Origin of the sequence: Secundilactobacillus paracollinoides, assembly GCF_001702155.1 — a bacterium.
In the GTDB taxonomy this organism is placed as follows: domain Bacteria; phylum Bacillota; class Bacilli; order Lactobacillales; family Lactobacillaceae; genus Secundilactobacillus; species Secundilactobacillus paracollinoides.
Map to the genome: position 1 here is coordinate 269710 of NZ_CP014912.1, position 11099 is coordinate 280808.

At 47.6% G+C, this 11099-nt stretch carries 7 protein-coding genes; 3 read left to right on the forward strand and 4 right to left on the reverse strand.

What is annotated here, in order from left to right; translation table 11 throughout:
- Positions 1-408: 408 nt before the first annotated feature.
- Both AYR61_RS01100 and AYR61_RS01105 read right to left on the reverse strand, forming a co-directional pair.
- Positions 409-1374 (reverse strand): beta-galactosidase small subunit, encoded by a 966-nt coding sequence (locus tag AYR61_RS01100; RefSeq protein ID WP_054709667.1) that lies wholly within the window; start codon positions 1372-1374, stop codon positions 409-411.
- Positions 1355-3250 (reverse strand): glycoside hydrolase family 2 TIM barrel-domain containing protein, encoded by a 1896-nt coding sequence (locus AYR61_RS01105; RefSeq protein ID WP_065901084.1) that lies wholly within the window; start codon positions 3248-3250, stop codon positions 1355-1357. The genes AYR61_RS01100 and AYR61_RS01105 overlap by 20 nt, the downstream gene beginning before the upstream one ends.
- Positions 3251-4092: 842 nt before the next feature.
- Between AYR61_RS01105 and AYR61_RS01110 the strand changes: the two genes are divergently transcribed.
- The 3 genes from AYR61_RS01110 (at position 4093) to AYR61_RS01120 (ending at position 9346) form a co-directional block, all read left to right on the forward strand.
- The gene (locus AYR61_RS01110; RefSeq protein WP_054709660.1) at positions 4093-5718 is read left to right on the forward strand and encodes a peptide ABC transporter substrate-binding protein; all 1626 of its coding nucleotides are present in this window, start codon (positions 4093-4095) and stop codon (positions 5716-5718) included.
- Positions 5719-6238: 520 nt separating this feature from the next.
- On the forward strand, positions 6239-8800 hold the full coding sequence (locus AYR61_RS01115; RefSeq protein ID WP_083215440.1) for a DUF5776 domain-containing protein: 2562 nt from the start codon (positions 6239-6241) through the stop codon (positions 8798-8800).
- Positions 8801-8950: 150 nt separating this feature from the next.
- The gene (locus tag AYR61_RS01120) at positions 8951-9346 is read left to right on the forward strand and encodes a hypothetical protein (RefSeq protein WP_054709654.1); all 396 of its coding nucleotides are present in this window, start codon (positions 8951-8953) and stop codon (positions 9344-9346) included.
- Positions 9347-9441: 95 nt separating this feature from the next.
- Here AYR61_RS01120 and AYR61_RS01125 read toward each other — a convergent pair whose 3' ends face one another.
- Together AYR61_RS01125 and AYR61_RS01130 are read right to left on the reverse strand one after the other, a co-directional pair.
- A complete protein-coding gene (locus tag AYR61_RS01125) occupies positions 9442-9984 on the reverse strand; it encodes a phosphoribosyltransferase family protein (RefSeq protein WP_054709651.1) in 543 nt (180 codons plus the stop codon).
- 3 nt (positions 9985-9987) lie between these two features.
- Entirely contained in the window at positions 9988-11064 is a 1077-nt protein-coding gene (locus tag AYR61_RS01130) for a hypothetical protein (RefSeq protein ID WP_054709649.1), read from the reverse strand.
- Positions 11065-11099: the final 35 nt, after the last annotated feature.

Genomic DNA, 11099 nt, shown 5'->3' on the forward strand with positions numbered 1-11099 from the left:
AAGTTTCTTTACACCGTATATTATAGGAGTTAGAGGGTACTGTAAGTCAAGTAGAGTGTGAGGCAAGGCGGTTAGAGGGCTCCTGTGTAAGTAACTCTGGTCAGAAAAGTCCGGGCCTGACTTTTTTGACCAGAGTTACTTACACAGGAGCCCTCTGCCTTGCCGAACACGTTTAGTCTATATATCAAGGATGCGTAGGAGCCGGCACCACTCATTTACCGAACACCCTAAAAGTCCGGGTCTGACTTTTCTGATCAGAGTTGCTTACACAGAGGCCTTCTACCTCGGTAAACACGTCACGACAATATAAAAGATAACCCTAGCATCCTAATCCCCCACCTGACACGCAACCCTCCCACCAAAAAAAGAGCAGCAACCAAAGTCACCGCTCCAAAAATACCTATCTAATTACTGCTCAGGTCCATCGATCACAAACCCAAACGCAATATCCTGCTCAGCACTCACATGGTATTGCTCCTCCACGTCAGCACCCCAGGAATCGATCCCACCAACACCACGAGTCGCACCGTAAATCGTCAGAATGGTCCGACGTTTCAATGGCAGTTCCTCGATATGTGTCGCGTTTTCCAGTTCTTCAGGTGTGTAGGGCAGACAGCTAAATGCAAACGGCTTGTTAGCCTTGCTGAAGTGCAATGAGAAGTTGGCACGCGAGGTATCAGCGTTGTTTAACGTTTGGTCGCGGTTGACTGTCACACTGTCAGTCGCCATGTGCATGCCGCATTCCTGTGGCACCATGTAGGGTGAAACGGGCAGGCCGTCAACGTGGTAGGTGCCGGGAACGCCGCCAGCCATCCGGTCGGGATAGGTTTCGCCTGACAGCCCTTGGTAGTCGAACCCAGTTGCGGCCGTGGGCATGGTGAAACGCAATCCAAAGACGGGCAGCTGTGGCAGCCCTTTGGCACCATTGTAGTAGGCGGCCACTTGGATGCTGCCGGAACCGTCGACCGTGTAGCGCACTGTTACAGTAGTAGCGGGGGTCGTGGTCGTTTGATACGTGTATTCAACTGCGGCCTCATCCGCGTATTCCTGATTTGAGTATTTGTTGTTTTCTGGTGAGATCGGGAACCCCACACTCTGGCCGTCGATGAAGACTTCGATCTTCACACACTGACTGAACATGTCAGCCGCTAACCATTGGGCAGATTTTACGTAGAACTGGTTACCACGATCATTATCCGTTGTTGCCCGCCAAAATGCTGGGCGCGGGATCCGGTAACACCATTCCTTGCCATTTTGAACAAGTGATTCCAGACCACCCCGGTCATAGCTAAAGATATAGCCGAAGTTGGTGCCACGCAGGCCCAACGAGGCATCACCAAAGATCACCTTTACCTTAGTTGATGTGTTTGCCATAGTAGTACTTCACCTCCTGCATTGCTGGTTTTGGTGTCCGGTCTGCAAATAACAGTCCGTCACCTGAGAATTCATAATCTGAATGGCGATCATCAAAGTCCCCGCCGTAACGAAGCACTGGTTCGCCAGTCACTTCGTCTTCCGTCCACAGCGCTTGGTCGATGTAATCCCAGATAAACCCGCCTTGATACATTGGATACTTATCAATGAGCGCATCGTAGGAACTCATGCCGCCAAGGGAATTGCCCATGTCATGCATGTATTCACAGTTCACAAACGGCTTTTTCGGATCATTTTCAAGATACTTCGCAATTTCGACTGGCGGATCATACATCATGGATTCCATGTCAGAAATCTGATCCTCGTACTTTCGATTACGACAGACGCCTTCATAGTGGGTCAAGCGGGTGTCATCGTGGTCCTTGTAGAATTTATTCATGGCCGCAATATCATCGCCGGCATAAGATTCGTTCCCAAGGGACCAGAATAGGACAGCCGTGTGGTTCTTAAAGGCTTCATAGTTGCTGCGCGCCCGGTCAATAACAGCGGCTTTCCACTGTGGCACTGACCCCGGTACGTTGTAGGACGGCTCAACTGCACCCATTTTCTGCCAGGAACCATGTGATTCCAAATTATTTTCAGCCATCATGTAGATGCCCTCGTGGTCACACAGGAAGTACCACGGAATTTGGTCTGGATAGTGACACGTCCGAACCGCGTTGATGTTGTTATCATGAAAGACCTGCATGTCGTAATGCATATCTTCATCCGTCACAGCGCGGCCCCGTTTTGCATCCCATTCATGCCGATTGACACCGTTAATAATGATCCGGTTACCGTTTAAGAGCATGATCTTGTTTTTGAGTTCAACCTTACGGAAGCCAAAGTCATATGGCACGACCTCAAGTGTCGTCCCATCCGTTGTTGTGAGTTCAATTTGTAGATGGTACAGATAAGGATCCATGTGATTCCACAAATGGACCTTTTTGAAGACGTTATTTTCAAATGTCACTGATTCAGCTGCTGGCTTCGTGAGTGATAAGACTTCCCGCCCGTCGCCATCCGTGACCTTGACGCGGATCTCAGCGGCTGGTGCGTCGTCCGTTTGTGACAGTTTAAGCGCCAAATTCAGCTTGCCGTCGGTGTAATCAGCTGAAACATCAGGTCGAATCGCCAGGTCTTCTAGGAAGACAGCTGGTTTGCCAGCCAACCGGACACTACGGAAAATACCGGAGAACCGGAACATATCCTGGTCCTCAATAAACGCTGCAGTACTGCGTTTAAAGACTTCGACCGCCATCAGATTCTCGCCGTCTTTCAGGTACGGCGTCAGATCAAATTCAGACCGGGAAAAACTATCTTCAGCGTAGCCGACAAATTGCCCGTTGAGCCAGAGATACATCGCTTCTTCAACACCGTCAAACTGCACGATTACCCGCTTATCACGCAAAGCAGGGTTCAGGATAAAGTTGGTGACATAGGCGCCAACCGTGTTATCTTCACCTTCACTAAACATGCCCTTACCGGTATCGCCATCACCCAGCGCATACGCTGGCCGCCGGAAGTCTTTACCTTCCCACGGATAGGTCGTGTTAATGTATTTTAACTGTCCGTATCCGGCAATCTCAATGTGACCGGGGACAGTAATGGTATCAAAATGAGTCCGGTCATAATCCGGGTCATAGAACCCAACTGGCCGCTCCTGTGGTGTTTGCGCAAATTGAAATTGCCAATCACCATCTAAGGACTGTTCTAAGCTCGATTGCCTAGTTGTCGCTTCCGCCGTGGATTGAAACCCACGGTGGTCGCTGCGAGCAGGTAACTGGTTCACCCGAAACGTTTCCGGATCGTCCAGCCAGCTAATTTCTGCTTTCAAAAAAAGGCCTCCCTTTATATCTCTAGTGTGAGAAACTAAACGACTTGGATGTGACGTTTCACCACCTCTTTCAAGAAATGATGAAGCGCTTACATTTAATATGATAAACTTTTTAGTAAAAAATTACTAGTAGAGAGTGGAGCAAGGCGGGTCAGGGGCGGTGTGTAAGTGACTCTGACCGAAAAGTCCGGTCCTGACTTTTTGGTCAGAGTCACTTACACGTTAGCCCCGTGCCTTGCGAAACTCGTTTAGACACGGTTGCCGAGAACCACATCACTATTACTTCTCATTAGAATGAACCGACATAGAGCTACCTGACTTTTTGGTCATCGTCCACTACACGTTAGCCCCGTGCCTTGCGGAACTCGTTTCCGCACGATTGCCGAGAACCACATCACAATTACCTCTTATTAGTATGGGACAACATAGAACTACCTGACTTTTGGTCAGAGTATCCTCCCCGTTAACCCACGCTCCGCGAAACTAGTTCAGACTCGATTGCCTAACACTGCAAATCAAACCCAATAAAACGCAAAAAAGCACTATCCAACCTAGCATTTCCCAGTCTCCGCACATTGCAATCCCCTACCCATGAAACATGTTTAACCAAATACTGCCTCAAATCACATCAGCACCCTCCTAATATTCTTTTAATATTAAATAATGAATATTTACCCAATAAATACCGAATTCAAGCCATTTAATAGGCCTACAACACTGAATACTGTAAATTTTTATTATTTTACTGCTTAACAATTCTCAAATGTGTGGTAATCTAACATTAAATAAAAATTAAAATATTATGTGATGTCATTGTGAATGTGTGTGAGGAGGACCTTTTTATGAACGTTAAGCATAAATGGCTAGCGACAGTTGGTGTTGCTGGTGCGGCGTTATTGTTGGCAGCCTGTTCTAACAGTAGTTCTAGTTCCAAAAGTAAGTCGATCACGCTTTCGACTGATAGTGAGATTTCAACAATGGATCTGTCAAAATCTACTGCACTGGGAACGTTTAACATGTTAAACAATACCGAGGAAGGCCTGTACCGTCTTGGCAAAAATAGTAAGACGGAAAAGGCAATCGCGAAGACGCTGACCAAGTCAAAGGATGGTAAGACTTACACGATCACCCTTCGTCACGGGGTAAAGTGGAGTAACGGCGACACCGTGACCGCCCACGACTTTGTTTACTCGTGGCAACGGACCGTTGATCCAAAAACGAAGTCCCAATATGGATATCTTTTTAGTGGTATCAAGAACGCAGATGCCATTCAGGATAGTAAAAAGGCAGCCAGTACTCTAGGAATCAAGGCTTTGGGGAAATACAAATTGAAGATCACCCTTGAACAACAGATTCCCTATTTCAAACTCTTGCTTGGGTTCCCAGTCTTCTTCCCACAGGATCAAAAAGTGGTCGAGAAGTATGGTGCTAAGTATGGGACGCGCAGTGACAAAATGGTCTACGATGGCCCGTTTAAGCTCTCCAGCTGGAACGGGACCAGTACAGCATGGAAGTTGACGAAGAATAACACGTATTGGGACAAAAAACATGTCAAACTCAACACGATCAACTACCAGGTCACAAAGGACCCGCAAACCGGCTTGAACCAATACAACTCGAAGAAATTGATTGCCACCAACATTACTGGGAATCAGTCCAAGAACTTGAAGAACAACAAAGCGTTGACGAATTTGCCAACATCAAGTTCTTACTACCTTTCATTGAACCAAAAAATGAAGCTGTTTAAGAACCTGAAGATTCGGGAAGCCATTTCGATGGCCGTTAACCGAAATACCCTGACGCAAAAGGTCTTAGGCGATGGGTCGTTTAATAACGGGAGTTTCGTTTCAAAGGGCCTGGCCGTTAACCCGAAGACGGGAAAAGATTTTACATCTGATGCCACCACCCCTGCTTCCATGAAGTACAACCCAACCGAAGCTAAAAAACTTTGGAAGGAAGGTCTGAAAGAGACTGGGATTTCGAACCCGCACATCACACTGTTAGCTGGTAATTCTTCGGACACTGAACAAGTTACCCAGTACCTGCAAAGTACTTTGGAAAAGAATTTGCCAGGCCTGAAGATAACGGATAAGAACATTCCGTCACAAACGGTATTAGCTGAGCAATCACAACATAACTTCCAGATGACCTTGTCAGACTGGTTCGCTGATTTCTCAGACCCAATCACCTTCCTGAACATTTTGACCACCAACAACGCAAGTAACCAGCCACAGTGGTCAAACAAGACATACGACAAGTTGATTAAGGCCTCCTCAACAACGGACGCCAACGACCCAGAAGCGCGTTGGAACGACATGGTCAAGGCGCAAAACATCCTGTTGAAGGACCAAGGTATCACCCCACTCTATCAATCAGGATCACCGTGGATGATCAGCAGTTCATTTAAGGGCTGGATCTATAATTCAGCCGGTGCCAACTGGAATTTGAAGGAGGCTTATACGAAGTAGAGTGCGGAACAAGGCGTTTTGAGGGCGGAGCATAAGTAACTTTCGGCATAAAATCCCTGGGCTTGGGATTTTGTGCCGGAAGTTGCTTATGCAGGAGCCCTCAGCCTTGTGGAGCACGTTTCAGCTATGTAACTTTCAACAGTAAAAAAACCATTCAAAAAACTGCATACCAAATGCATACAAGAACAGGCCTCCTCACCATCATTTTCGGTGAGGAGGCCTGTTCTTGTTTACCAAACCATAACTACCCATTTCTATACTATTAAATGACAAAATTCAAAATAATATAATTCACAACACCCTCACCAAATACTAGTGTGTAACCATCTTAAAACCCCAACATAACTATCACTAACTCACCCACTATTTACCCCGATTTGCATCAATTATCGTTGAACTGTTGAACATTATTTTTACCGGTTTCCTTTAATTGCTTTTAAATTTTTCCTAAGTTAACATTATTTCTAGGATTACTGGAGAAGTAAACTTAATCCAAAAATATGTATAATTCGGGGGAATTATGATGAAACACAAAACAGCAACAATTAGGATTGCGGGGAAAGTCGGTTTAGTCACTTTGGTAAGCGCTTCGATACTGGGTGCTGGGGAACTCGGATCGACGCAGTTGGGCCACAAATTAGGGTTGAACAACACATCGTTAACTAAACCAACTGTGGCAAAAGCAGACTCGAACAACACGTTTACCTATGATGGCCAGTCCATTACTGTAACGAGTATTTCTGAAGGTGGTACCGTGACACCAAGCAGTACTGTCGGCTCAGATGGTACCCTTAACTATGTTATGTCAGTGCCGATTGGTCATACAATACAAGCCTCTGACTTCATTTCGGCACAAGGAACTGTTGGAGACAGCACTGATGCTCAAGCGTTGACTGCAGATCAAATTAATGCCGCAGTGGCTGCTGGCGTCATTGATGTCAGATACAACCAATCAACAAACATGGGCTATGAGGGTGCTGCGGTATCTGGTTGGGTATACTTTAACGGTGCTGAATACATGCTGTTCTCTTACTCGGCAAGCGCAACGGTTCCAGGAAACGCACAAACCTATACTGATAGCCAGGGCATCATCTATAAAGTTTTTACTGGTGATAGCGGCGATAATATTGCTTACATCAGCGGTGGAACGGCGGCTGCAAAAAAAGGCACCAGCCTGTCAATTCCAGCTACCGTTGACTATAACGGCACAACTTACAAGGTCACAAGTATCCTCAGTAAGGCTTTTGCGGTTGCAAAGCCGATTACAACTTTAGACATGTCTCAAGCTACAAATCTACTCAGCATTGGCCAAGGTGCCTTCATGCAGACCCAAATTGGTCAAGTTATATTACCGGATTCTGTCGTTTCGTTAGGTGCTAACGTTTTCATGAACACAAGTTCTAATACACAATTTATGACAAAATTTGACGGTGGAACAGTTCTAACCATCATGGGTCAAATGGCTTTGGCTGATAATGCATTGAATGATATTACCCTTCCTGCTGATGTGACTTATGGTTCCAGTGCTTTAGGATCTCAGTCACCAACAAAAACGGCCTCAACAACTCCAACCACTGGTCAAGCACTAATAACCAGTACCACTGGCGGTCTACAACTGCCGCTTTCTCAACTCATCACGCTTAATGTTGGCGGGGAATCACAAGTTAATCAGATTGCTGTGAGTGGTATCAAAGGCACTGGTGTCACCTATAACCAAACAACGCAAACTTTTACTGTGGATCCAAGTGTCACCAGTTTTAGCTTTGGGTTTGGTAATTTCTTCGGCAGCTCACTGCCAGGCGGTTACGGCGGTACCTACACCGTCACAGTCAACAACGGTGCAGATACCGTCACACCACAAGACCAGACCATCGATCCAGGTGCTACTCTTCCAGACGCAGCTTCCTACATCAGCTCGATTACCGATGCAAACGGCAATTCGGTTGATCCTGCTACTGCAGCGAGTGACGGCAGCTTAAAGATCACTTATCCAGATGGCACGCCTGATACGAATACGCCGGGCACATACGAAGTTGACATTACCTATAACGATGGCACAAACACCTACAGTGCCGTTGCCCACTTAACGGTCAGCGCACCAGCAGACAGCAGTTCATCAAGCAGTGACAGCTCGTCAGACAGCAGTAGTTCATCAGATTCGAATAGCTCCTCCGACGGCAACAGCTCATCTGACTCAAACAGTTCATCAAACGGCAACACCCCCACCGGTACCGGCAGTTCATCAAACAACAATGGCGGCACTGGTAACAACGGCACAACCGGCAACGGTGGCACCGACACAGGCAGCTCATCCGCAAACAACGTTTCATCAAGCAGCTCGTCCAGTTCAAGCACCACGGGCACAGCAACTGGTACTGATACTGAAACGACAACGTCAGCAAATACCGCTTCAATCGGTGAAAAGGTCTACGCTAAAAAGGCACTCAACCTTTACAGCAAGCCAACGTTCTCGACTAAAAATCGTGTGACCGGTTACGCCAAAAAGACGCGCATCTACGCCCCAATTTTCACCATTAACGGCACGGCAAAATCAGCCAACGGTGTATTGCGGTACAAGGTCACAACTGAGTCTGGCAAGAAGGGGTACATCACGGCGAACGACAGCTACACTGCCCCACTTTACTGGCAAGGTGGCTACAGCAAGCTTTACGTGATCAACCCTGCTGGCACCTACGCCTACAAGACACAGACCTTCAACAAATCACACCGGGCAACGTTGCTCAAGCAAGGGACCGCAGTTAAGGTGACCAAAGTGATCAAGAGCGGCCTTACCACCCGTTACCAGTTAACCAACGGTACCTACATCAGCGGCAACAAGCAATGGACGTCGCCAACCAAGCCGACTTTCCCGGCTAAGGTCGCCAACCGTGGAGCGTTAAATCTCTATTCAGACAAGAATTTGACTCACAAGATCAAGCACTATTCAACGAAGCACGTCTTCACCGTTCAAAAGTGGGACTACTCCAATGGTCGCGCTCAGCACAAAGGTAATGCGTTGCGTTACAAGGTTGCTGGCGGCTACATTAGTGGTAACTCAGCCTTAGTAAAGGCAGTTAAATAACCTATTTAATCACACAAAAACACCCTTGGCTCAAACTGAGTCAGGGTGTTTTTTCGTTTTGCCAACCAGTCAATCCTCATTTGAAGCTATAATAAAGACAACACTTCATTTGAAAGGACCCTGACTACGGCATACTTCTGGCCGCTTATCATGACCATCATCGCAAATGCAGGCTATCACCTGTCCGCACGCAGCGTTTCCAGTAAGGTTGACCCCCTCTTTTCCGTGGTGGTCACTTACGCCGTTGCGCTAGTCGGATCATTGATCTTATTTTTCCTCAGTCATCACCACACCATCGTTACCAATGTGAAACAACTCAACATCGCATCGGTCACCATGGGGTTGGCCATTATCTTCATTGAATTCGGCTACATCCTCTGTTATAAGGTTGGGTGGTCAGCGGGCACCACGGCCGTGACCGTTAACATGGCGATGACCGTTATTCTGATTCCGATCGTGATCGTTGTTTTTCACCAGGGATTTACGGTTAAGAATGCGATTGGTGTTCTATTAGCAATTGTGAGCTTGATTTTGATGAATAGTTAATTATTTTGAGGTATTAAGTGGCTCTTCTACATTTGGAGGAACCGCCTAAGTCTCCTTTTTTTGGGACTTTCTCGGCTACCGTTTCCGGCCACTCTCTAAAATAAAGGCAGCTTCCCCAAAAAGTGGATGTCTTCGCGGTCAGCAGCATCCCCTTCAGCCAGAATCGCCAGCTGCTTAACCACTTTGGCGCCAACCTGATCTAGTAGCTGATGTGCGGTCTCAATTGACCCGCCGCTGCTGATCACATCATCGACAATAAGCACACGCTTCCCCGCCAACAGTTTAGCATCCGTCCCATCCAGTACCAATTTCTGGTCGGCACTGGTTGTAATCGAACTGACGGGCATGTCAATTGGATCAACCATGTAATCCTTCTCAGACTTCCGTAAAACGATATAGCGGTCGTGATGCGTCAGCCAGCTAAGCTCTTGAGCCAACGGAATGCCCTTACTTTCAATGGTGACAATGTAGTCGAAGTCGACATCCGCCACACGTTTCGCCAACTGTTCCGCCGCGTAATGCGTCAACTCGGCGTCGCCTAACAAAACGAACGACGCAATGGTCACCTGATCATTAATCGGAATCAACGGTAATTTGCGGGTCAACGGCCCTAGTTTTAAGTCATACGTCTCGGTCATTTTTTACACTCCTAAGCCAACAAGTGGCAAGACAAATTTCAACACAGCACCAGTCATCAAACCGGCAAATGGATCGAAGACCGCAGTCACAACAAGTGTGATGGCCGGTACCATGATGTGCGCACCGCCCAGGGCCGCAGCCGCGTCTTCTGGAAAGATCACAACCGCGCCAAGAATGAACAAGAACCCGGCAATAGAAGCGCTCGGCACATAGCGACCGATTTTTGGCAACCAGCCCACCAACAAAATAACGGCCATGATCAGCATCATCATAATACCGGCAATCACGGGTTCTGGGGCACTTGCGGTTGCGGAAATAATACTTTCAACGGGCGCCCCGCCCAACAGACTAGTGCCCATATCTGCCAAAGCCTGCGTGCTCGTTAGTAAGTTCAAGTTAACGGGATTCGGTTTGATACCAGTCATTTGTCCGGTGATCAGCCCGTAGGAAATGTTTGCGCCGATGTTCAGGCACGCTAGACTCAGCGCGCCACGAATCACATTTCGATTCACAATCGGCTTCGATAAAAAGAACCGCCGGGCAGTTACATGTTCCGGCAGATCAGCGCGATAATGCTCACCGAACGCCGCGTAAAGGCTAGACAAGACAACTGACAGGACAATCGTCCACACGAGATCCTTGGTCAGGATATAGGTGACAACCGCGACCGCAATCGATAACCAACCCGTTCGTTTCTCTGTTTTGGTCATGTCGATGGCAATCTTAGCCAGCATAATGCCGACCCCTGCCATCATGCCGGACATAATGTCATTCCCCAAAAGGCTCACGATTTTGGATAGCGAGCCCGTCAGCCCAATCACTAACATGATGATGGACCCACCGAAAATAATGGATGTTCGCTCACGGAATGTGCGTCCAAGGTTACCCGTTAACGCCAGTGACTCGGCCTGAAATGAAATTGGTGCAACGGACCCGAACGCGCCGTTGACTGCCGATGCTAAAATGAATGAAAAACTCGTTGGGAAAACCGCGAATCCAAGGGTCATTGCCATGATACCTTGGGGCAGCCCATTGAGCACCACCCCGATTGCGGCGAGTAGATCAGCTAACCAGTGCATGAAATTCCTCCTAATGAAACAAGTTCGTCTCTCAC